Source organism: Micromonospora sp. WMMD1076 (assembly GCF_029581475.1).
Lineage (GTDB): Bacteria > Actinomycetota > Actinomycetes > Mycobacteriales > Micromonosporaceae > Micromonospora > Micromonospora aurantiaca.
Genome location: NZ_CP120862.1, coordinates 3,208,694 through 3,230,360 on the forward strand (window position 1 = coordinate 3,208,694; position 21,667 = coordinate 3,230,360).

20 protein-coding genes are annotated in these 21,667 nt (G+C 71.8%); 12 read left to right on the forward strand and 8 right to left on the reverse strand.

Annotation, left to right across the window (positions count from 1 at the left end):
* Window positions 1-1,058: 1,058 nt before the first annotated feature.
* Window positions 1,059-1,580 carry a hypothetical protein gene (locus O7622_RS15440; RefSeq protein ID WP_282313983.1) on the reverse strand — a complete coding sequence of 174 codons (522 nt, stop codon included), beginning with the start codon at window positions 1,578-1,580 and terminating at the stop codon, window positions 1,059-1,061.
* A gap of 53 nt (window positions 1,581-1,633) precedes the next feature.
* On the opposite strand from O7622_RS15440, the gene O7622_RS15445 reads away from it, so the two are divergent.
* From O7622_RS15445 to O7622_RS15455, 3 genes are all read left to right on the forward strand, one after another.
* On the forward strand, window positions 1,634-2,458 hold the full coding sequence (locus O7622_RS15445) for a DUF4185 domain-containing protein (protein WP_282313984.1): 825 nt from the start codon (window positions 1,634-1,636) through the stop codon (window positions 2,456-2,458).
* A gap of 64 nt (window positions 2,459-2,522) precedes the next feature.
* The gene (locus O7622_RS15450) at window positions 2,523-2,714 is read left to right on the forward strand and encodes a hypothetical protein (protein WP_282313985.1); all 192 of its coding nucleotides are present in this window, start codon (window positions 2,523-2,525) and stop codon (window positions 2,712-2,714) included.
* 1,081 nt (window positions 2,715-3,795) lie between these two features.
* Complete coding sequence (locus O7622_RS15455) at window positions 3,796-5,082, forward strand: discoidin domain-containing protein (protein WP_282313986.1); 1,287 nt, start codon at window positions 3,796-3,798, stop codon at window positions 5,080-5,082.
* 254 nt (window positions 5,083-5,336) lie between these two features.
* On the opposite strand, the gene O7622_RS15460 is transcribed toward O7622_RS15455, so the two are convergent.
* A complete protein-coding gene (locus O7622_RS15460; protein WP_282313987.1) occupies window positions 5,337-6,437 on the reverse strand; it encodes a sugar kinase in 1,101 nt (366 codons plus the stop codon).
* Between the two features lie 4 nt (window positions 6,438-6,441).
* Window positions 6,442-7,110, reverse strand: a complete 669-nt coding sequence (gene eda, locus O7622_RS15465) for a bifunctional 4-hydroxy-2-oxoglutarate aldolase/2-dehydro-3-deoxy-phosphogluconate aldolase (RefSeq protein ID WP_282313988.1) — start codon at window positions 7,108-7,110, stop codon at window positions 6,442-6,444.
* Between the two features lie 53 nt (window positions 7,111-7,163).
* Between eda and O7622_RS15470 the strand changes: the two genes are divergently transcribed.
* A complete protein-coding gene (locus tag O7622_RS15470) occupies window positions 7,164-8,006 on the forward strand; it encodes an IclR family transcriptional regulator (protein ID WP_282313989.1) in 843 nt (280 codons plus the stop codon).
* Window positions 8,007-8,134: 128 nt separating this feature from the next.
* Here O7622_RS15470 and O7622_RS15475 read toward each other — a convergent pair whose 3' ends face one another.
* From O7622_RS15475 to O7622_RS15485, 3 genes are all read right to left on the reverse strand, one after another.
* Entirely contained in the window at window positions 8,135-9,298 is a 1,164-nt protein-coding gene (locus O7622_RS15475) for a polysaccharide lyase family 7 protein (protein ID WP_282313990.1), read from the reverse strand.
* Window positions 9,299-9,400: 102 nt separating this feature from the next.
* The gene (locus tag O7622_RS15480; protein ID WP_282313991.1) at window positions 9,401-10,168 is read right to left on the reverse strand and encodes a helix-turn-helix domain-containing protein; all 768 of its coding nucleotides are present in this window, start codon (window positions 10,166-10,168) and stop codon (window positions 9,401-9,403) included.
* Complete coding sequence (locus O7622_RS15485; protein ID WP_282313992.1) at window positions 10,165-11,235, reverse strand: LacI family DNA-binding transcriptional regulator; 1,071 nt, start codon at window positions 11,233-11,235, stop codon at window positions 10,165-10,167. Before O7622_RS15485 ends, O7622_RS15480 begins: the two co-directional genes overlap by 4 nt.
* Window positions 11,236-11,488: 253 nt before the next feature.
* Between O7622_RS15485 and O7622_RS15490 the strand changes: the two genes are divergently transcribed.
* The 8 genes from O7622_RS15490 to O7622_RS15525 are packed head-to-tail and all read left to right on the forward strand — an operon-like array spanning window position 11,489 to window position 20,798.
* A complete protein-coding gene (locus O7622_RS15490; protein WP_282313993.1) occupies window positions 11,489-12,778 on the forward strand; it encodes an ABC transporter substrate-binding protein in 1,290 nt (429 codons plus the stop codon).
* A 1-nt stretch (window position 12,779) separates the two neighbouring features.
* Entirely contained in the window at window positions 12,780-13,736 is a 957-nt protein-coding gene (locus O7622_RS15495; protein WP_282313994.1) for a sugar ABC transporter permease, read from the forward strand.
* Window positions 13,726-14,589: a carbohydrate ABC transporter permease gene (locus tag O7622_RS15500; RefSeq protein ID WP_282313995.1), complete on the forward strand. Its 864-nt coding sequence runs from the start codon at window positions 13,726-13,728 to the stop codon at window positions 14,587-14,589. The genes O7622_RS15495 and O7622_RS15500 overlap by 11 nt, the downstream gene beginning before the upstream one ends.
* A 30-nt stretch (window positions 14,590-14,619) precedes the next feature.
* A complete protein-coding gene (locus O7622_RS15505) occupies window positions 14,620-15,387 on the forward strand; it encodes an SDR family NAD(P)-dependent oxidoreductase (RefSeq protein WP_282308877.1) in 768 nt (255 codons plus the stop codon).
* The gene (locus O7622_RS15510) at window positions 15,375-16,955 is read left to right on the forward strand and encodes a heparinase II/III family protein (protein WP_282308878.1); all 1,581 of its coding nucleotides are present in this window, start codon (window positions 15,375-15,377) and stop codon (window positions 16,953-16,955) included. Before O7622_RS15505 ends, O7622_RS15510 begins: the two co-directional genes overlap by 13 nt.
* Complete coding sequence (locus O7622_RS15515; RefSeq protein ID WP_282308879.1) at window positions 16,952-19,003, forward strand: heparinase II/III family protein; 2,052 nt, start codon at window positions 16,952-16,954, stop codon at window positions 19,001-19,003. The genes O7622_RS15510 and O7622_RS15515 overlap by 4 nt, the downstream gene beginning before the upstream one ends.
* Window positions 18,991-19,737 carry a hypothetical protein gene (locus O7622_RS15520; RefSeq protein ID WP_282308880.1) on the forward strand — a complete coding sequence of 249 codons (747 nt, stop codon included), beginning with the start codon at window positions 18,991-18,993 and terminating at the stop codon, window positions 19,735-19,737. The genes O7622_RS15515 and O7622_RS15520 overlap by 13 nt, the downstream gene beginning before the upstream one ends.
* Entirely contained in the window at window positions 19,704-20,798 is a 1,095-nt protein-coding gene (locus tag O7622_RS15525) for a DUF1565 domain-containing protein (RefSeq protein ID WP_282308881.1), read from the forward strand. Before O7622_RS15520 ends, O7622_RS15525 begins: the two co-directional genes overlap by 34 nt.
* Here O7622_RS15525 and O7622_RS15530 read toward each other — a convergent pair.
* Window positions 20,747-20,911, reverse strand: a complete 165-nt coding sequence (locus tag O7622_RS15530; RefSeq protein WP_282308882.1) for a hypothetical protein — start codon at window positions 20,909-20,911, stop codon at window positions 20,747-20,749. The two genes, O7622_RS15525 and O7622_RS15530, sit on opposite strands and share 52 nt — an antisense overlap.
* Window positions 20,908-21,567 (reverse strand): enterochelin esterase domain-containing protein, encoded by a 660-nt coding sequence (locus O7622_RS15535; protein WP_348774079.1) that lies wholly within the window; start codon window positions 21,565-21,567, stop codon window positions 20,908-20,910. The genes O7622_RS15530 and O7622_RS15535 overlap by 4 nt, the downstream gene beginning before the upstream one ends.
* Window positions 21,568-21,667: the final 100 nt, after the last annotated feature.

Below are 21,667 nucleotides of genomic sequence, written 5' to 3' on the forward strand. Positions count from 1 at the left end.
GGCTGCGCCGCCGAACCGTACGACTACCTCGGGGTCACCTATCGCTGCCGGGCGTCGGCCGGCGAATTCCTCGTCCTCTACAACATCGCCGGTGGAGGCAGGCCGGGCATCCCGGCGGACGCCAACCCGAACGGCCGGGCGAAGGCGGTGCAGCATCTGCTGAACGCGCTCTCGATCGCCGTCGACGAGTATCGCGAGATGGGCTACCCGCTGCCCGTGCGGGACGGCAAGCCCTGGGTGCTGGTCTACGGCGTCGATGAGATTCCGCTCCTCGGCGGGGCCGGCCTGCCGATCGACGCGCCGTTCGTCCTGCCGTTCGGCTTGAACCAGCAGGCGACCATGCTGGTGCCCAACGGGCAGGACGACTGGGACTACCTGCCGCGGCATGAGCTGTTCCACGTCATGCAGTACCAGTACTGGGATCGGTCCGACGTCGGCCTGGACTACCTGGCCCTCTTCGTGGGCGGCAAGGAGTTCGGCTCGATGAACTGGTGGATGGAGGCCACCGCGGAGTGGGCGACCCGCCAGACCTACGCCCGGGCGCCGTACGTGCCCATCCCCGGCGAGGAGAAGCTGTACGCCCGCAACGTCTACGACGTGCTCAGCAAGCCCGGGGCGGCACTCAACTCCTGGGGCGGGCTGGGCGGCGGTCCGCAGTATGGCGCGTTCCTGCTGCCGACCTACCTCACCGAGCAGGTCGACGCCTCCTTCGTACGACGCACGTGGGAGAGCATCCGGGACCACGACCATCTGCCGATCGAGGCGATCCGGCACACCGCTGAGGGCTACGGCCTGAACTTCGCGGACATGCTCCTCAACTACCACATCGCCAACTATCGACTGGCCAAGGCGAACGCCGCGCCCGCCCCGAACGTGGACGCCTGGCGCATCTACGGCTACTCCGACTCCGACGCGAGCCTGTGGCGCAGCAACCTCACCGGCGCGAGCGGGACGAGCGGCGACACCCTCGGGGGCGCCAGACCGGCCCGCAAGAGTCACTCGACGCCCGCCGGCGTCCAGGCGGAGTACCAGGACATCCTGCGTAAGGGCGGTGCTGTCTACCACGACTTCCGCGCGGTCAAGAACTCCGGCGACGCGAGCTGCGGATACTGCTCGACACTGATGGTGGACACCACCAGGGACGCCAACCGCAGATCCGCCGTCGTCGTCTGGTCGCCGACGGGAAACACCGGCACGCTGGCGAAGTACCCGAGCATCCACACCGTGCGCCATCCCGACGCGGGTGGACTGATCACGGTGCCGGACTTCGCGTACCCCATAGTGGCCACTCTGGTGACCACCTGGACCGAACTGGACATCCACTCCGCCGACGCGGACAGCAGCCCGAAGACGTTCACCACGAATGTGGAGAGCGTGCTGCCACTCACGGCCCGCTCGTGCGTGCTGCGCCCGCTCTCGGTGCGCAGCGTCGAGACCACGGTCGAGCCGGAGGGCACGTTCAACAGATACGCCGCCAGCACGCCGGACGGCTGGACCGGTGGCGACTCCACGTACTCGGTGAAGCTGCCCGACGGCCGGATCGTCTGGCTGTTCTCCGACACCTGGATGGGCCCGCTCAACAGCGACGGCACCCGCCCGGTGAGCGCCCCCCCTGGTCAACAACACCTTCGTCGTGCAGAACGGCGGCAGCCTCACCACCTACCAGGGCGGCACCGCCGGGGCGCCTCGGGCGTTGATGCCGCCGTCCGGGCCCGGAAAGTGGTACTGGGTCGGCGACGGCCACCTCTCGGGCGGACAACTTCAAGTGGTGTACCAGGAGTACGAGCGTTTCGGCTCCGGCGCCTGGGACTGGCGGTTCAACCGCAACGTCGTCGCCAACTTCGCCCTGTCCAACCTGCGGACCCCGGTCAGCGTCCGGGAGTTGCCCTCCGCCAGCGGGGTCGCCTGGGGCTCGGGGCTGCTGCCGGCCAGCCGCAGCGGCGACGGCTACACCTACGTCTACGGCGTCGACGACTCCCCGATCAACAAGCAGATGCGCATCGCCCGGGTGTACGGCAGCGACCTCGCCAACGGCACCTGGCAGTACCACACGCCGTGGGGCTGGACGCTCCGCGAGCAGAACTCCCGCAACCTGCTGACCGGCATCGCCAACGAATACAGCGTCACCCCCTGGGGCGGACAGTTCCTCCTCCTCAGCCAGGACAGCACCGAGGCGTTCAGCGGACAGATCAACGCCTGGACGTCCTGCTCACCGTACGGCCCCTTCACCCAGAAGACCCCGGTCTACCGCATGCCGGAACCCGGCCCCTACGGCAGCTACTGGAACCCCAACATCATCTCCTACAACGCGCACGTGCACCCCGCGCTCAGCTCCGGTGACACCTTCATCGCCTCCTACAACGTCAACAGCATGGACACCCGCGTCTCCCCGGACGCGGACCACTACCGCGATCCGGGCATCTACCGCCCCCGCTTCTTCCGATTCGTCCTCGGATAACTACCGCGGTTCCGCCGGGCGTAGGACACGCCCGGCGGAACCATCGGGCATCACCGGTACCGGCGTGTGCCTCCAGGAGCGCGACCGCGACGGCTACCTCACCACCGTGGACAGCCCTGCCCACCGGATCCGGGAACCCCGCCGGCTGCCCAACACCCGCCGTGCCCTCACCCCCGACGAACTGTCCGACATCACCGCCGCCGACCGCCGCGGTGGCAAGGACATTGTGCTCGACGCGCTGCTGCTGCGCCTGTGAACCGAAACGGCCTGCCGACGCGGCGGCGCACTCGCGCGACGTCTGACCGACCTCGACACCGACCACGCGCTGATCCGGATGTCGGGGAAGGGCGGCACACAACGCTGGCAACCCATCACCCCCATGCCCGCCAACCGACTGGACGACCACGCCCGAGCCCGCGGCACCGTTGCATCACTTGATGCCCTCCTGCCGCTGGCGACTCCAAGGACGCTGGGGCTCTGTCGCATCGCGCGCCCTCAGCGGGCTGTCTGGTCGGCACCACGACCCGGACGCCACCCCGTCGCCCGGCCGCCTGGACCGATGGCCAGGCAGCCGTCATCACCGCCTCAAACGTATTGACGTGCGTCATTGACGGGATTGGTGTCTCCCTCTATGGTCAGCCGGCACTGGTGCAGCGTCGTTCACATATAGGAACCTTCACCAGAAGGGACGGTTGATGCGACGAACTCGCAGGGGGCCCGGTCCCTGCGGCCCGGCAACCGCAACCAGGCGTACCGCAACTTCTTCCTCGATGGCGCCAGGACCGGCGGCGCCGGTGCTTACGGCCGGAGGCACAAGACCTACGACTACTACCACGAGAGGCTGACCGGGACCGGGTACGAGGCGGCACTCCGGCTCGACGGCGGAGATGTCGTCACTTCGGGCTCGCTCCCGCGCGCCGACGGGTGGCCCGGGCCACAACACCTCGCTCGTCGAGGGTGACCGCCGACTGGCGGGTCATGCTCGTCAACGAGTTGTACGCGCCGAAAACCATGACGCACGCGGGCACCCGCGGGTGGTCGGCTCCGCCACCGGCGGGCTCGCCGGCGGCGTGATGGTCGCCGACCTGCGAATGCGGCGTGAGGCGCGCCGGATCGGCTCCGGCGGCCCGGCCGTCGGCCCGCGTCGTCGGGCGGCTCGGCCCTCGTCGCGGGTGGCCGGGCGGTGGCGGACGGGCGTCGGGGCGGACGAGTTGGCGAGGCCCGAACGGACCGCCTATCCCCGGCGGGGCCGGAGTGGACGCACCCCGGCAGCACGAGCGACATACCTCATTCGACCAGTCGTGACGGCGACGAGGAAGCAGGAACAGGTGATCGGTGTGAAACGAGTGGTGACGGCCGCCGCCGGCGTGACGCTGGCGATGGGTTCGCTGGTGGTGCCGGGGGCACCGGCCTTCGCGGCGGCGACGCTGCCCATCGTGGGCGTGACGGCCAGCTCCGACGACGGGAATGTGCCGGGCAACGCCGTGGACGGCGATCTGGCCACGCGCTGGTCCGGCGAGGGTGACGGGGTGTGGCTCCGCGCAGACCTCGGTACGGTGCAGACGGTGGGCTCGACGTCCGTCGCCTGGTACCGGGGAGACGTACGCCGCATGACGTTCGACGTGCAGCTGTCCCAGGACGGGTCGAGCTGGTCCACGGTGTCGTCCCGGACGACGAGCAGCGGCAGCACGGCTGGGCCGGAGAACTACAACTTCGCCGACGGGCCGGCTCGGTACCTCCGGGTCGTCGGGCACGGCAACACGGACAACGCGTGGACGAGCATCTCCGAACTCACGGTCCTGGGCGCAGACGGCGGTGGCGGTACGCCCACGCAGACTCTCGGCGTCGGCGGTGTGGCGACTCCGCCCGGCGCGGTCCTGGTGGCGAATCAGGGTTCCAAGTACACGATCCGCTCGGGCGGTACCGCGACCGCGCCCAAGGTCTACGACTGTCAGGGCAACACCATCCGTGGCGGTCTGGTGATCGACGCCGACAACGTGGTGGTGCAGAACTGCCGGGTGGACGCGCAGCAGCAGTACGGCATCTACTCGGACAACAACACCAACGTCACCATCCAGAACAACGACATCAAGAACGTCAAGGCTCCCGGTGACCTGAACGCCATCACCTTCTTCGGCAACGGGCACAAGATCCTCTACAACACCGCCATCAACTTCGTGACCGGCGACCCGGGCAACAGCCACACCGACTTCATCCAGACGTGGGTGTCGAGTTCGCACCCGGTCGCCAGCGACGACGTGCAGATCCGCCACAACAAGGCCGTCGGACCGGCGAACCCGGGCCGCCAGAACAGCATCCCCAGCATCCACCAGTGGCTGATGGTCGAGGACTACGGCCGGGGAGGGAACTCCGGCGGCAACACCGACGGCATGAAGAACTGGATCGTCGCGGACAACGAGATCGGCGACAGCTGGAACCAGGCCATCAAGCTGGACGGGCCGGACAACGTCTCGATCACCCGCAACAGGTTCGTGGGGTCCTCGACCAAGGTCATGGAGGTCACCTCGGCCTCGACCGGCGTCAAGTTCTACAGCGACAACCAGGTCGGCTCGGGCTACGGGTCGGTCGGCATGACGGTCACCGCGGGCGGGGGGCCCGCCTGACGGATCGACCGGGGACGCGGAGGCTTCCGTAACCTGACCACGCGCAACGGTGAGGGCGGGCGGACCGGCCGCGGTCCGCCCGCCCGTCCCGGATCACCCGCACTCGGCGTGGCCGAGGTGTTCTCGTCCTCTCCTCGCCGAGCGCGCCAGGGGGCCGGCAAAGTCGTGGCGAGCAGCTACGCACGTCAGGACAATGCGGCGAGGCCGCTGGTACGGCGGTGGGCCGACGCGACCCATCGGCTCCCACCCGGCTCTCAGCGCTGCACGCGAGCGCCGGCGCCGCGTACGAGCGCCTCGACCTCGGGCAGGCTGGCCATGGAGGTGTCGCCCGGGGTGGTCATGGCGAGGGCACCGTGGGCGGCGCCGTACTCCACGGCGGCGGCCAGGTCGCCGCGCTCCAGTAGCCCGTAGACCAGTCCGGCGGCGAAGCTGTCGCCGCCGCCGACGCGGTCCATGATCTCCAGTCCTGGCCGGTGCGTCGCCTCGACGAACCGCCCCGCCGCCCAGGCGATCGCGCCCCAGTCGTTCACGGTCGCGGTGTGTACGGTGCGCAGGGTCGTGGCGACGACCCGGAGGTTGTCGTACGCCTTCGTGACGTCCTCGATCATCCGCCGGAAGTTGGCGGCGTGCAGGTTGGAGAGGTCGGCGTCGACCCCGGGCGTCTCGAAGCCGAGCGCCGCGCCGAAGTCCTCCTCGTTGCCGATCATCACGTCGACGTGCCGGGCGAGCCGGCGGTTGACCTCCTGCGCCCGGGGTTTGCCGCCGAACGCCTGCCACAGGCTGGGCCGGTAGTTCAGGTCGTACGAGACGATGGTGCCGTGCCGGTGCGCGGCGATGACGGCCGCCTCGATGGTCTCCGGCGTGGTCTCCGACAGGGCGGCGTAGACGCCGCCGGTGTGCAGCCACCGTACGCCGAGGTCGCCGAAGAGGTGGTCCCAGTCGACGTCCTCGGGGCGGAGCTGGCTGGCGGCGGTGTGTCCGCGGTCCGATGTCCCGCGGGCGCCACGCACGCCGAAGCCCCGCTCGGTGAAGTTGATTCCATTTCGGATGGTGCGGCCGACGCCGTCGCTGGGCAGCCACCGGACGAACGTGCGGTCGACGCCGCCCTGCATGATCAGGTCCTCGATGAGGCGTCCGACGTCGTTGTCGGCGAACGCGGTGACGATCGCGGTGCGCAGCCCGAAGCAGCGATGCAGCCCGCGGGCGACGTTGTACTCGCCGCCGCCCTCCCAGGCCGAGAAGGCGCGTGTGGTGCGGACCCGGCCGGGCCCGGGGTCGAGGCGGAGCATGACCTCGCCCAGGGCGACGAGGTCGTAGCGGCATTCGCCGGCGGGACGTGGGTGCAGCGCGGTCACGGGGTCACACCTCTCCGGCGGCGGAGGTGGCCGCCTGCGTCAGCCGGGTGATCTCGTTCCAGTCCGCCTGTGCCAGCAGGTCGGGGGCGACCATCCAGGTGCCGCCGACCGCGAGAACCGCCGGCTGGGCCAGGTAGGCGGGCAGGTTGCCACTGTGGATGCCGCCGGTCGGGATGAAGCGCACCGACGGGAAGGGTGCGGCCAGGGCCCTGACCATCGCCGCCCCGCCGAGCTGCTCGGCGGGGAAGAACTTGACGGTGTCGAGCCCCGCGTCGAGCGCCATCTGCACCTCGGTCGCCGTGGCGACGCCGGGAAAGACCGGTACGCCGATGTCCTGGCAGCGGCGGACCACGGCGGGGCTGAAGCCCGGGCTCACCACGAACCGGGCACCGGCCTCGACGGCCCGGTCGACCTGGGCCGGGGTCAGCACGGTGCCGGCCCCGACAAGGAAGCCACGGAGGGTTGCCATGGCGCGGATCGCGTGGATGGCGGCGTCGGTCCGCAGGGTCACCTCGGCGGTGTGCAGGCCCCCGGCGATCAGCGCGGAGGCGAGCGGCTCGGCCGCGCGGGCGTCGCGGAGGACGACGACGGGGAGGAGGCGGCGGCGGGCGACGGCCGCGGTGACGGGGTGGGTTACAGTGCCATCGTGTTCAGATAGAGGAACGTTGGTCACGTATATGACCGTAGTGGTGTTCGATGGAATGTCAATCCCGCTACATTGATCTCGTGACGTCGGGGGATGAGTTCCAACCGGTCAAGTCCGCGGACCGGACGTTGACGGTGCTTGAGGCGCTGGCCGCCGAGGGCCGGCGGTCGCTCGTGGACCTCGCGCGGGCGCTGGACATCCCGAAGAGCAGCCTGCACGGCATCCTGCGCACGATGGCGCAGCGCGGCTGGGTCGAGGCCGACGACACCGGCCTGCGGTTCGGGCTCGGCGTACGGGCGCTCCAGGTCGGCGCCGCCTACCTGGACTCCGACGACACGGTCGGCCTGCTGGCCGGCGTCCTCGACGACCTGTCCCGGCAGTTCGGCGAGACGGTCCACCTCGGCCGTCTCGACGGTCCCCACGTCGTCTACGTGGCCAAGCGGGAGTCGGTCCACCCGCTGCGGCTCTACAGCGCGATCGGCCGGCGGCTGCCGGCGCACGCCACCGCGCTGGGCAAGGCCCTGCTCGCCGAGCGCTCCGACACCACAGCGGACCGGCTGCTGAGCTGGCCGCTGCCGGCGCTGACCGCGTACACGGTCACCGATGCCGGGGTGCTGCACGCGGAGCTGGCGACGATCCGCGAGCGGGGCTACGCCGTCGACCGGCAGGAGAACACCGAGGGCATTGTCTGCGTCGCGGTGGCCGTGCCGTTGCGCTCCCCGGCCATCGACGCGATCAGCCTCTCCGTCCCGTTGACCCGGTACGACCCCGGGCTCGAGGAGCGGATCGTCGTGGCGCTGCGCCGGGCGGCCGACCAGGTACGCGCCGCGCACACCCTGGTCTCCGGCGAGGCCCATCCGGGCACCCCGCTTCCCGGCGAGTCCCGCACGGGCGGCGGTGTCCCGGCGGCGGGGGAGCGCTGACCGCAGCGGACGCGGGGCCGCGCCGGGCAGTTCACGCGGCGGCGCTGCCCTGCGGCGCGGCCAGCGCGTGGCGCGCGCCGCAGGGTGGTCGGCGCAGAGGTGGCCTCGACCGTACCGGGATGGGCTGCTCAGGAGTGGGTCACGGTGACGCCGTAGAGCAGCGTCTGGCCGTAGTTGCTGCTGCTGCACGGGGAGGAGTTGCCGCAGTTGGCCTGGGTGTAGGCCCCGGTCTTGAAGTAGCCGCCGGAGAAACTCTTGGAGATGGTGGTCTGGAGGGTGCCGTTGTAGTACGCCTTGATCTGGCCGCCGCTGACCACGAACTTCGCCTGGAAGCGGGTGCCGAGCTGGTAGCTGCTGGTGACCAGCTTGTGGTGGGTGGTGTCGCCGTTGGTGATGTAGAGGCTGCTGCCCTCCAGCCGGAACACGGTCACGTCGTCGGAGGCGTCGTGGATCTGCGCCCCGACCAGGTGCGGCTTGGTCGACGGCAGGGTGACGAAGGCCAGGTCGACGACGAGGGTGTGGGTGCCCGAGGTGGAGGACCAGCTCGCGTTGCTCGTGCCGTTGTTGGCCATCTCGCGCAGCTCGGAGCGGGGGTAGCTGGACCCGCTGGTGGTCACGCCGTTGACCGGGGCGCGGAACTGCACGGCGGTGCAGGAGTTGGCCGTGACGAAGTAGGGCGAGTTCTGGTAGCTGGCGAGCGCGGGCTGCTTGATCTCCGTCGGCGATCCGGACGACCCGGTCGGCAGCGTGATCTTCCAGTTGGTCAGGTTCAGCACGTCGGCGGGTACGGTGCAGCCACCGCCCCCGCCGCCCCCGTCGGCGCCGTAGATGCGGGTCTCGGTGATGCTGTTCCAGTCGTTGTAGGTGTTGCCGTAGCCGACGATGCGCAGGTAGCGGGCGCTGCGGTCGGCGAAGTCGTGGTTCTCCAACTGGAGGCTGGTGCCGGCGGTCTGCTTCTGGTTGACGACCGTCGTCCAGGAGTTGGCGTCGGTGGAGGTCTGGACGGAGAAGGTCTGGCGCCGGGTGTCGCCCTGGTGCCAGGCGAGGCTCACCGAGCCGACCGTGACGCTGGAGCCGAGGTCGTAGCGGATCCAGGCGCCGTCGCCCTCGGCGGACCAGCGGGTCGAGAGGTTGCCGTCGAGGGTGTTCGCCGGGACGTTGCCGTCGTCGGCGCTGGCGGTCACCGAGCTGACCGAGAGCTGGGGGCCGACCGCGTGCGCCGGGCCGGCTGTTGTCCCGATGCTGGCGATGACGAGCGCCACGGGTAGCGCGAGACTTGCGGTTCGTCGCATTAGGCATCCTTCGGGTAGAGGTTCCTATATGTGAACTGCATCGCACTAGTGCCGAGTGAACATAGAAGATGGTGACTTAACCGTCAATAGACTCTTTCAAGATTATCTATCCGTTTCGAGTCGGCCGGTCAGGCTGTCGCGGATCGCGGTGGCGATGGTCGCCGCCAGGTCGTGGGCGCGCGACTCGGTCAACGGGTGCTCCGTCACCGACACCGCGATCGAGTCGAACCGGCCCAGCGCGGGCGGTACGCCGACCGCGACGCTGCCGCACCCGGCCCGGTCGTCCGGCGCCCAGTCGACGGCGTATCCGCGGGCGACCGTGCGGGCGAGTTCGGTGCCGAGCGCGTCGAGGCGCGCCGGGGGCATCGTGGCGGCGGCGGGCAGCACGCCGGCCAGCGACGCGACGTCGCCGGCGACCCGGGCGAGCACCGCCCGGCCCAGCGCCGTGGCGTGCGCCGGGGTGTGCCCGCTGGCGGGGTTCGCCGGACGCGCCCCGGCCTGTTCCCGCGTGACCAGGCAGACCACGTGCCCACCGACCAGCCGGCCGAGCTGCGCGGTGGCGCGAAGCTCCCGGTGCAGCCAGTCGACCGCCGGGGTCAGGCGCCGGACCGCGCGGTCCGTCCGCAGGTACGCGGTGCCCGTACGCAGGGCCTGGACGCCCAGCCCGTAGCGCGAGCCGTTGCCGTCCACCTCCAGCCAGCCCCGCTGCACCAGGGTGCGCAGCAGCCCGTGCAGGCTGCTCTTGGGGATGTCCAGGTCGCGGGCGAGTTCGGCCAGGGTGCGCCGCTCCGGCGACGCGGCGAGCAGTTCCAGCAGCTCCAGGGTCCGGTCGGCGGACTTCACCCGGGCCGCCGTGCCGCCGCTCGTCATGACCCGCGCCCCTCCGTCCGCGGTGCGGTCCCGGTGGAGGCGCGGACGACGAGCTCCGGGCGCATCAGCAGGGACTGGCTCGGCCCGCCGGAGGGGTCGTCGATCCGGGACCTGAGGTGCTGGAACGCCGCGGCGGCCATGTCGGCGATGGGCTGCCGGACGGTGGTCAGCGGTGGCGCCGCGAGGTCGGCCAGGACGATGTCGTCGAACCCGACCACCGACACGTCCCGACCCACCACGAGGCCGGCGTCGCGCACCCCGGCGCTCACCCCGAGCGCACACATGTCGTTCATGGCCACGATCCCGGTCGGGCGGTCGGGGGAGGCCAGCAGCTCGCGGGCGGCGTTGCGGCCGAGTTCGGCGGCGTCCAGGTCGCCGTACGGCTCCTGCTCGGCGCCGCCGGGCCACACGATCGCCTCGGCCGGGTCGATCCCGGCCTGCTCGAACGCCTGGCTGAAACCGCGGAACCGGTCGCGCCGGTTGACGCTGCGCAGGGAGCCGGAGACGAACGCGATCCGGCGGTGTCCGAGTTGGAGCAGGTGGGCGGTCGCGAGGTGGGCGCCGACCACGTTGTCGACGCTGATGTTCACCAGCGCGGCCGGATCGCCGGCCTGGGCGGTGCGGTCGAAGGCGACAAGCCCCAGCCCGGCGTCGACCAGTGGCAGCACGTGTGCCAGCGAGGGCAGCGAGGAGCAGAGCACCACGCCCCGGATCCCGTCGGCCCAGAGCTCGTCGAGGTAGCCCCGCTCCCGCTCGGGGTCGCGTTCGCTGTTGCAGAGCAGCACGTGGTAGCCCTCGGCCAGGGCGGCCCGCTCCAGCAGCCGGGCGAAGTTGCCCCAGAACGGGTTGGCCACGCTCGGGACCACCAGGCCGATGACCTGGATCCGCCCGGTGCGGAGCTGGCGGGCCGCCCGGTTCGGCCGGTATCCCAGCTTGTCGATCGCGGCCGCGACCCGGCTGCGGGTCTGCGGGAGCATCCGCTCCGGCCGGCCGTTGAGGAAGTTCGACACGGTGCTGGGCGAGACACCGGCCTCGCGGGCAACCTGGTAGATCGTCACACCGGCCACGCTTCGGTTCTCCTGTGTGTCAGGCGGATTGAGGGAGCCATGAGTGTATGGGTTCATCGGAGCCGATTCCTCTGCCGGGCTCCTCAGTTAAGCGCGTGTTGCGCCCGTGTGTCCAGGCCATTGACAGTCGTGAGGGGCGCTCCTAGCCTTGCTGCATCGATTCACCAGTAAATCGATGCATAGACCGGCGCTCTCCATTGTTGACCACGCGGTGTCCCGGAAACCGGGGGCCGGTACGGAGGGGAAGACCAGGATGCGCAAGACACGGACAATGGGTCGGCTCTCGCTGGCGGCGGGGCTGGTCGTGGCACTCTTCGCTTCGGGCTGCGGCGGGCCTGCGCCGTCCGGCTCGGACGGCGACAGCGACTCCGGCGCCATCCGGATGCTAACCCCGATCTTCGAGGGCGCAGACGGCAAGCAGGTCCTCGAAGAGCAGCTCAAGACGTTCAAGAGCAGCCACCCGAAGGTGACCGTGGAGGTCGACTACACCTCGTACGGCAAGCTCAACGAGAAGCTCACCACCTCGATCGCCAGCGGTCGCCCCTACGACGTGATGCTCATGGGCATCGGCTGGATTCCGCCGTTCGCGGCCAAGGGCGCCCTCGCCCCGCTGGACGTGAGGCGCGACGAGCTGAGTCAGCGCTTCAACGAGCGGGTCGTCGACCCCGGCATCTACGACGGCAAGGTGTACGGGCTGCCGATCATGCTGGACACCCGGTTCGGCATCTACCGCAAGGACCTCCTCGCCGAGGCGAACCTCACCGCGCCGCCGCGCAACTTCGCCGAGCTGCGGGAGTACGGCCGCAAGCTCACCAGGCGCGACGCCAGCGGCAAGCTCACCCGGGCCGGCCTGGACATCCTCTCCAACGACCTGCGGCAGACGTTCCTGCCGCTGATGTGGGCCAACGGTGGCGACCTCTTCACCGCCGACGGCAAGCCCGCGTTCGACAGCCCGGCCGCGGTGGGCGCACTGCAGTTCATGACCGACGTGGTCCGCACCGACCGCTCCGAGGACTTCGGCTTCACCCAGCCCGGCGCCGCCAGTGGCCCGCCGCTGGCGCAGGGGCGGGCCGCCATGATGATCGGCCACAACAATGTCTGGCAGTCCATCCAGGAGTCCGCGCCGGATCTGATCAAGCAGGACAAGATCGGGTTCTTCATGATCAACAATGAGCGCCCGGCGATCTTCCAGGGCGGCACGCTCGCCACGGTGAGTGCCAAGTCCAGCCACCCGGGCACCGCGAAGGCGCTTGTGGACTTCCTGGCCGGGCCGGGGCCGTCGCTCGCCGCGAACCAGCAGCGTGGCAACGTGCCGGCGCTCAAGGAACTCGCCTCCTCCGAGTACGTGACAGGCAACAAGTCGGTGCAGTTCGCCATGCAGAACCTGGACGCGGCGTACTCCGAGGGGGGTGTGCCGGCCTGGCTGGAGATCCGCGGCGACTTCAAGGCGGCCATCGAGTCGGCGCTGCTCGGGAAGAAGACCCCGCAGCAGGCCCTCGCCGAGCTGGCGGCCAAGGCCCAGGTCGCGATCGACAAGGGCTGACATGACCAGCACCCTCGACCGTGCCGACGTGGCGTCCGGATCGCAGGCGCCGCGCCGGGCGCGCTCGCCGCGCCGTGGGCGCCTCGGTGCCGAGCGGCGCCGTGCCGCGTACCTGATGCTCGCCCCATCGGTGCTGCACCTGCTCTGGTGGATCGGACTGCCGGTGGTGGCCACCTTCGTCCTGGCCTTCACCGACTACGACGTCCTCGCCGGGACGGTCGAGTGGGTGGGGCTGGCGAACTTCCGGGAGATCTTCGCCGACGACAGCTGGAACCTCTCCATCTGGCACACCGTGGTCTACACCTTCTTCACGGTGCCGGTGGCGATGGCGGTCGCCGTGGTGATCGCGGTCCTGCTCAACCGTAGGCTGCGCGCCCGCGCCTGGTACCGCGCCGCGTTCTTCATGCCGCACATCACCGCGACGGTCGCCATCGCGCTCGTCTGGATGTGGATGTTCGAGCCCAACCTCGGCCTGTTCAACCTGCTGCTGGGCAAGGTCGGGACCAACGGACCGGCCTGGCTCTCCGACCCGTCCTGGGCGATGCCGGCGGTGATCCTGGTCAGCATCTGGAAGGGGATCGGCCTGAAGATGTTGATCTACCTGGCCGCGTTGCAGAACATCCCGTCGGAGCTGTACGAGGCGGCCGACATCGACGGCGCCTCCGGCGCGCGACGGTTCTTCGCGATCACGTTGCCACTGCTGCGTCCCGCGACCTTCTTCGTCTTCGTGGTGTCGATGATCGACGCGTTCCAGGTTTTCGACCAGGTCTACGTGCTCACCCCCGACGGCGGCCCGGCCAACTCGACCACGGTGATGACCTACGAGATCTACCGGACCGCCTTCCGTGAGTTCCACATCTCCACGGCCTGCGCCCAGAGCGTCGTGCTCTTCGCCTTCCTGCTGGTCATGACCGTGCTCGGCCGCCGGCTCACGGGGAGGGACGACGATGCGGCGTGACCTCGTGTCCCGGGTGCTGCTGCACCTGGTCCTCGGCGCCGGCGCGCTCGTCATGGTCGTGCCGTTCGCGTGGATGGTGCTGTCGTCGCTGAAGAGCCACGCCGACATCGCCAGCTACCCGCCGCGGCTGCTGCCGACCGAGTGGGTCTGGAGCAACTATCGGGAGGCACTCGCCTACGCCCCGTTCGGGACGTACTTCCGCAACAGCCTGCTGATCGCGATCGGACACACGCTGATCAACGTGATCCTCGCGACGATGGCCGGCTACGCCCTGGCCCGGGTGCCGTTCCGGGGCCGCTCGGTGCTCTTCATGAGCGTGCTCGCCATGATGATGATCCCCACCTACACGAAGATCGTGCCGCAGTACCTGATCGCCAAGGGGATGCCGTTCTTCGGCGGCAACGACTACCTCGGCCGGGGCGGGTACGGCTGGCTCGACTCCTGGTGGGCGCTGATCATCCCGGGCGCGCTCACCCCGTTCGCCATCTTCCTGTTCCGCCAGTTCTACCTCAGCCTCCCGGCCGAACTGGAGGAGGCCGCCCGGATCGACGGGATGGGGGAGTTCGGCATCTTCGCCCGGGTGATGACCCCGCTGGTGAAGCCCGCCGTCGCCACCGTCGCCCTGATCACCTTCGAGAACAGTTGGAACAACTTCCTCTGGCCGCTGCTCGTCACCACCCGCGACGACCTGCGGGTGATCCAGGTCGGGCTCGCCGCCTTCCAGACGGCGGAGCGGACCGAGTGGGCCTTCCTCATGGCCGGTTCGACCCTCGCCACCGTCCCGATGATCATCCTGTTCCTGTTCGCCCAGCGGTACTTCGTGCAGGGCTTCGCCACCGCCGGCATCAAGTGACCAACCAGAACCACGCAAAGGAGCAGCTCGATGACTTTCGACCTGACCGGACGTCGCGCCCTGGTCACCGGTGCCGGCCACGGCATCGGCGCCGCGATCGCCGTGACGCTCGCCCGGGCCGGCGCCGACATCGCCGTCCACCACGGACACTCGGCGGGTCCGGCCGGCGAGGTCGGCGCGGCGATCGAGGCCCTGGGCCGCAAAACGCTCGTCCGGCAGGCCGACCTCACCCGCACCGACGAGACGCAGGCCCTCGTCGACGAGGCCGCCGGGTTCCTCGGCGGCCTGGACATCCTGGTCTGCAACGCCGGCGGGATGGTGGGCCGCAGCCCGGTCGCCGAGATGACCGACGAGCACTACCAGCAGGTGGTCGACCTCAACCTCGGCACCACCTTCCGGACCGTACGGGCGGCCATTCCGCACCTGCGCGAGGCGGGCGACCGGGGGCGGGTGGTCACCATGTCGTCGCTGGCCGCGGAGAACGGCGGCGGTGCCGGCTCCGTCGTGTACGCGGCGGCGAAGGCCGCCGTGCGCGGGCTGACCAAGGGCCTGGCCAAGGAGGTCGCCGGCAGCGGGACCACAGTCAACGCAGTGGCACCCGGCTTCATCGGCGGCACCGCGTTCCACGACACCTTCACCCCGCCGCAGGTGCAGCGGACCATCGTCGCCGGCGTGCCGCTGGGCCGCGCCGGCACCCCCGGCGACGTCGCCGGCGCGGTCCTCTGGCTCACCTCCGACGCCGCCGGCTACGTCACCGGGGCCACCATCGACATCGACGGTGGAGCATGGTTCCGCTGACCGAGGCCGCGTCCCTGGCCGCCCCCGTGCTCCCACCGGGCCGGGGCGGCTGGTGGCACGCGTACGTCTGCCCGGTCCACGGCGTCGAGCTGGCCCACGACGGGCTGCTCACCGGGGTGTTCCCGCCCGGCGGCGCGCGCTGCCGGCACGGCTGCCGGGTGGACGACCCGGCGGTGCGCGACGCCTGGACCGTGCTGGCCCACCAGGCGTGCGCCCGGCGGCTGCGCGCCCTGGCCCGCTCGTCCCGGCCCGGCCACCGCGCCGCCGCGACCCGCCTGCTCGTCGGGTACGCCGACCGGTATGCCGCGCTCGGTGGGGCGGCCCACGGTGAGGCCGCCGAGTGGATGCTGCGTGGACGGCTGTTCCACCAGGCGCTGACCGAGGCCGTCTGGGCGGTCACCGTCGGGCAGGCGGTGCAGGCGTTGCGCGCCGCCGGCGACCCGCTGCCGGCCGAGGTGAGCGGGCTGCTGGCGGCGCTCACCGACGCCGCCGGGCAGGCCCGCGACTCACTCGTCGCCGACGGCCGCTTCGACTCCAACTACACCGCCTGGCTGATCGCCGCGGGCGCGGTCTGCTCCGGCCGACCGGAGTGGCTGACCGGCCCGTACGGGCTGCACGCGCACGTCCTCGCGGCGGTGCGCCCGGACGGGTGGGAGTGGGAGGCCGCCACCTACTACCACCACTTCGTGCTGCGGGCGTACCTGCTGGCGGTGGGCGCACGGCCCGAGACGCCGCTGCCGCCGCCGGTCCGGGAACGCCTCGTCGCGATGGCCGCGGTACTGGACACCATCACCACCCCCGGCGGGCTGCTGCCGATGCTGCACGACGGACCGTACCTGCGCCCCGAGGCCGAGCACGAGCTGGCCGAGCTGGCCGAACTGCGCCCCCTGCTGGGCGACGTGCCGGCCGCGGCCGACCCGGTGGTCTGCTACCCCGACGCCGGGTACGCGCTGCTGCGGGGTCACGGGCTGCACGCCCTTGTCGACTTCGGCCCGCACGGCGGCTCGCACGGGCACCTGGACAAGCTCTCCCTCTACCTCTACGGCGCGGACACCCCCTGGCAGCCCGACCCCGGCCAGGTCCCGTACGCCCACCGCGGGTGGCGGCGGCACTACCGCTCCACCGTGGCCCACCCGACGTTCCGGGTCGACGGGCTGGAGCAGGCCGAGTGCGCCGGCCGGCTGATCGGCCACGACCGGCGGTCGGTGTCGGTGGGCTGCGACGACGCGTACCCGAGAGTGTCGGCGCGGCGGGAGCTGAGCCGGCGCGACGGTGCCCTGGTGGACGAGTTGGTCGTCACCGCCGACCGGCCGCGCCGGATCACCCTCGGGCTGCGCCCCGACGTCGAGCTGGCGGTGCGCCCCGCCGCCGACGGCGGGTTCGACACCGTCTGGTCCGGTCGCCAGGTGCTGCGCGGGCGGCACCAGGCATCGGTCGCCGCCGACCTCGTGGTCCGGCCCGGCCCGGGCCCCGCCGACGACCCGCAGCGCACCCGCACCTGGGTCGACTGGAGCGTCGAGGACGCCACAGCTGTCACCTTCCGTTCCGTCTACCGCCTGGGGGCATGATGCAACCGCTGCTCATCGGCGGCCGGCTCGATCGGCTGCGCGCCGCGCTGACCACCACCCACACCGCGCAGTGGCGGCGGCTGCACGAGCAGTGCGCCTGGTACCGGGGGCAGAGTCCGCCCGCCGAGCACCCGCTGGCGAGCATCACCTGGCTCGGCCCGGCCGCCATGAACCTCGCCCTGGCGTACCGGCTCACCGGGCAGCCCGGCTATCTGACGGAGGCGCGGCGGTGGATCGGCGCCGCGGTGTCCTACCCGCACTGGGGCAGGGCGAAGATGCCGGACCACGACCTGGACGCGGGCTGGCTGCTGCACGGGCTGTCGCTGGCGTACTCCTGGCTCCGCGACGACCTGCCCGCCGGCGAGGCCGACGCGCTCGGCGCCAAGCTGCGGCTACAGGGCGGGCGGATGTACGACTTCGCGGTGCGCACCGAGGGGAGCTGGTGGTCGTCGAGCTACTGGCAGAACCACAACTGGATCTGCTACGCCGGGCTCGCCGCTGCCGGCTACGCGCTCGACGTGCCGGCGTGGAGCGACCGGGCCCGGGACAACCTCGGCACCGTGCTGGACCTCCTGCCCGCCGACGGCTCCGACGCCGAGGGCGTCGTCTACTGGCGCTACGGGGTGCCCTGGCTCGCCATCCACCTCGACCTGCTCCAGCACGCCGAAGGCGTCGACTGGTGGGAGCGCGGCGGCTTCCTGCGACACACCTTCGCGTGGCGGCTGCACCAGTGCGCCCCCGGCTTCGAGGAGAACGTCGACCACGGCGACTGCCACGACCGCCGCTCCGGCCACAGCGTCGCCCTCTACCACAAGCTCGCCGCCGTCTACCGCGACGGGCACGCCGCCTGGCTCGCCGACCGGGTCGCCCGGCAGCACTTCTGGCGTGAGGCGTACGCCTCCGGGGTGCGGCCCGGGGTGATGCCCGAGGCCGGCTACGAGCTGCTCTGGTACGACCCGCGGGTGGCTCCGGTGGACCCGGCCGGCACCGCGGCGACCACCGCCTACTTCCCCGACCTGGGGCAGGTCACCGCCCGGACCGGGTGGCACGACACGGCGGCCTTCGTGAGCTTCAAGTCGGCGCCCGGCGGCGGGCACACCGCCTGGGAGACGTCGCACCGGCTGCGCCGGGAGTCCGGGTGGGAGACGCTCAACGCCGGCCACCACCACCCCGACGCCGGCTCCTTCGTCTTCGGCTCGCACGGGGAGTTCCTCGCCGTCGACGACGGCTACTGCAACGGCAAGCGCGCCGCACACCACAACCTGGTGCTCGTGGACGGGCAGGGCTGGGCCGGCGAGGACCGCTACCACGTCTACCAGGACCTGCCGTACGAGCGGCAGGCGCGGCTGCGCGACGTGCTCGCGACCGGCGGGCTGGTGCACGCCACCAGCGAGTCGGCCGCCATGTTCGACCCCGCGCTCGGGGTGCGGCGGGTGGACCGCACCCTGGTCTTCACCCCGTCCGGGCGGCTCGTGCTCCTCGACGAACTCGCCGCCGACCAGCCTCGGGAGTGGACCTTCCTGCTGCACTCCGACTGGCCCGCCGAGGTGGTCGACGGCGACCTCGCGCTGCGCTCCGGGCCGGCCCAGGCCTGGGTGCGCCGCCTCGCCCCGGCCGACGCCCCGGTGGAGACCACGACCACCACGATCGAGGCCAATCCCACCGCCAGCACGCCGAGCCTGCGCATCGTCCGGGAGTTGCGGACCGTCCGCGTCCGGGTCGGCCCGAGCGGGCGGCAGCGGCTGCTGACCGCCATCGAGTCGACCTCCGCGCTCGCGCCGGAGCCGGCCACCGCCGAGACGGTGCCCTGCGTGGCCGGCGCCGGGGTACGGTTCGGCACCGGCGAGACCGTGCTGCTGTCACCGGGCGAGCGCCGGATCGACGGCGGCGGTGTGGACGCCGACGCCGCCGCGGTGATCCTGCTCCCCGGTGCCGACGGCCAGCCCGGCCGGCTCGGCCTGGTCGCGGCGACCCGGGTCGAGGTGGCCGGCCGTACCCTGCTCGACGGTGCCGAGCCGGTGAGCGGGGTGCTGCCGTGGCCGGCCTGAGCCGCCCCCGCGGCCGGGGCGGCCCGGAGCGCCGGGCCGGCGGCTGGGAGGGCACGGCGCTGCGGGCGCTGGAGTTCGTCGCCTACCCCGCTCTCGCCGGGTGCGCCCTGCTGCTGCTCTGCCTTCCGGTGGTGACCTGGCTGCCGGCGCTGGCCGCCGCCGCGTACGCCCTCCAGGCATGGCGGGATGGGGCCGCGGCCCGCCCGTTCCTGGGCACGCTGCGCGCGTTCGGCGGCTACTGGCGGGCGCTGTGGCGGCACGCGCTGGTCTCCACCGTGGCGGGTGCCGTGCTGGTCGGCAACATCGCCTTCCTCGCCGCACGGCCCGGTCCGCTGCCGGCCGCCCTGCTCGCCCTCCAGGTCGGGCTGGTCCTCGCTTTCGTGCCGTACCACCTGGCCGTCGCCGTGGTCGCGGGCCGGGGCCCGGGCGGCGACCTCCGGCGCTGGACACGGGAGGCGCTGTTCCTCGCGTTCGGCTCGCCCGGCCGCGGGCTCGCCCTGCTCGGCGCGGCCATCGCGGTGCCGGTGCTGACCTCGCCGTCGGCGCTCGGCCCGCTGCTGCTCGGACCCACCCTCCCGCTGCTGCTCGGCCAGCGGCTCGCCGACCGCCTCGCGCCGGCCCCGGACGAGCCCGCTCCGCACCCCGACCGTCCCGCACCGCTCCGTGACCCCGCCCACCTCACCGCAGAGACGAGAACGACATGCGCGCTCAACGACTCCGCACCGCCGCTGTGATGCTCGCGGCCGTCGCCGCCGCGCCGGCCGCCACCCCCGCCCTGGCGGCGGCCGGGCAGCCGGCCCACCAGCACTACTACGTCGCCCCCGGCGGCGACGACACCGCGGCCGGTACGCGGGGTGCCCCGTTCGCCACCATCCAGCACGCCCTGGACGTGGCGCCCGGCGGCGCGACCGTGCACCTGGCCGCCGGCACGTACCGGCAGGACGCGGTGACCCGCCGTCCGGGCGTCACCATCACCGGCCCGCGCGCCGCGGTGGTACGCGGTGGCGGCGCGGCCCGGATCATGCAGGTCCAGCACGACGACACCACCCTCAGCGGTTTCACCGTCGACGGGCTGCACGGCGCCGCCGACCAGCGCGACGGCTACCGGGACAAGCTGCTGTACGTGATGAGCACCACTCCCGGCGACGGCGTCGACGGGCTGCGGGTGCTCGGCATGCGGCTGGCCAACGCCGGGGGCGAGTGCGTCCGGCTGCGTTACCTGATCACCCACGCCGAGGTGGCGTTCAACGACGTCGGGCCGTGCGGCGTCGACGACTTCGTCTTCGCCGGCGGCGGCAAGAACGGCGAGGCCATCTACCTCGGCACCGCCCCGGAGCAGCAGGGCGCCAACGGCGCGCCGGATGCCCGCCCCGACGTGAGCCGGGACAACCGGATCCACCACAACCACATCGACACCCGCGGTAACGAGTGTGTCGACATCAAGGAGAACTCCACCGCCAACACGGTGGAGTTCAACTGGTGCACCGGCCAGCAGGACCCGAACTCGGCCGGTTTCGACGCGCGCGGCTCCGGCAACACGTTCCGCTGGAACGCCTCGATCGGCAACCGGGGAGCGGGCATCCGGTTCGGCGGTGACACGGCGGCCGACGGGGTCGACAACGACGCGTACGGGAACCTGATCAGGGGAAACGCCGCCGGTGGAATCAAGTTCCAGGCCACCCCGCAGGGGCGGGTCTGCGGCAACGTGATGTCCGACAACACGGGCGGCGACGCCGTCGGCACCTATGCCGGCCGGTACGCCCCGACCGCCGCCTGCGACGGGTGGCCGGTGTGACGCCCGGCCGGGACGCCGGAGGCGGGCTCGGTGACGCGGCCGGTGATCACGTCACCGATGCCGGCCAGGTGGGCCGCGTCGGCGTCGGCCTGCGTGGCGAGCCGGTCCCTCATCGCAGCAGTCCGGTCAGCGCGTCTCCGAGCCGGTCGTGCCGGCACAACCGGTCGTGTCCGCCGGCGAACTCGGCGTAGGTCAGGGGATAGCCGCGTGCGGTCAGCACGTCGCGCAGGTGCCGGTTGGGCTGCACGTTCACCCACTCGTCGAGGCCGACCTCGACGTGCCAGCGCACCGGCCGGCGGTCGGCAAGGGCGACCCGACGGGCGAACCATTCCGCGTCCACCTCGTCAGGGTATGGCCCGTCCTCGGCGCGGTGCTCGGGCGGCAGGTACCGCCATGCCCGGCGCGGGCCGCGCCCGGTGGCGATGGTCGCCACGTCGGTGCGTCCCGCCGGTACGTCCGGCCGTGGCTGCCGCCAGCGCGGCCCTGCCTGGGCGGCGGCGGCCACGGACTTGTGGGGCGGCCGGGACCGGGGCGGGGTTCGGGGGTTGTACGGGTCGGCGACCAGGTTGGCGGCAAAACTGCGCCAGTGCGCGGGGCCGGGATCCGGCACGGTCTCAGTTCCCTCGTCCGGGGCGAGGTGGTAGCTGCCCTGCCAGTCGTGGCGTACGCGGTGGGTCAGGTGCCACAGATCGGTGCCGGGCATCCGGCGCATCCGGGACCGCCCAGGTCGTTGCGGTCGGCGAGCTTGTTCACCAGGACGCGTCCCAATCGTGACGGGTCCTTCCCGGCGATCCGCCGGAGCGCCCCACTACCGTGCTGGTGGCGGGGCGCGTTCCGCGTTGGATTGGTCAGCAGGGTGAGCCCTGACC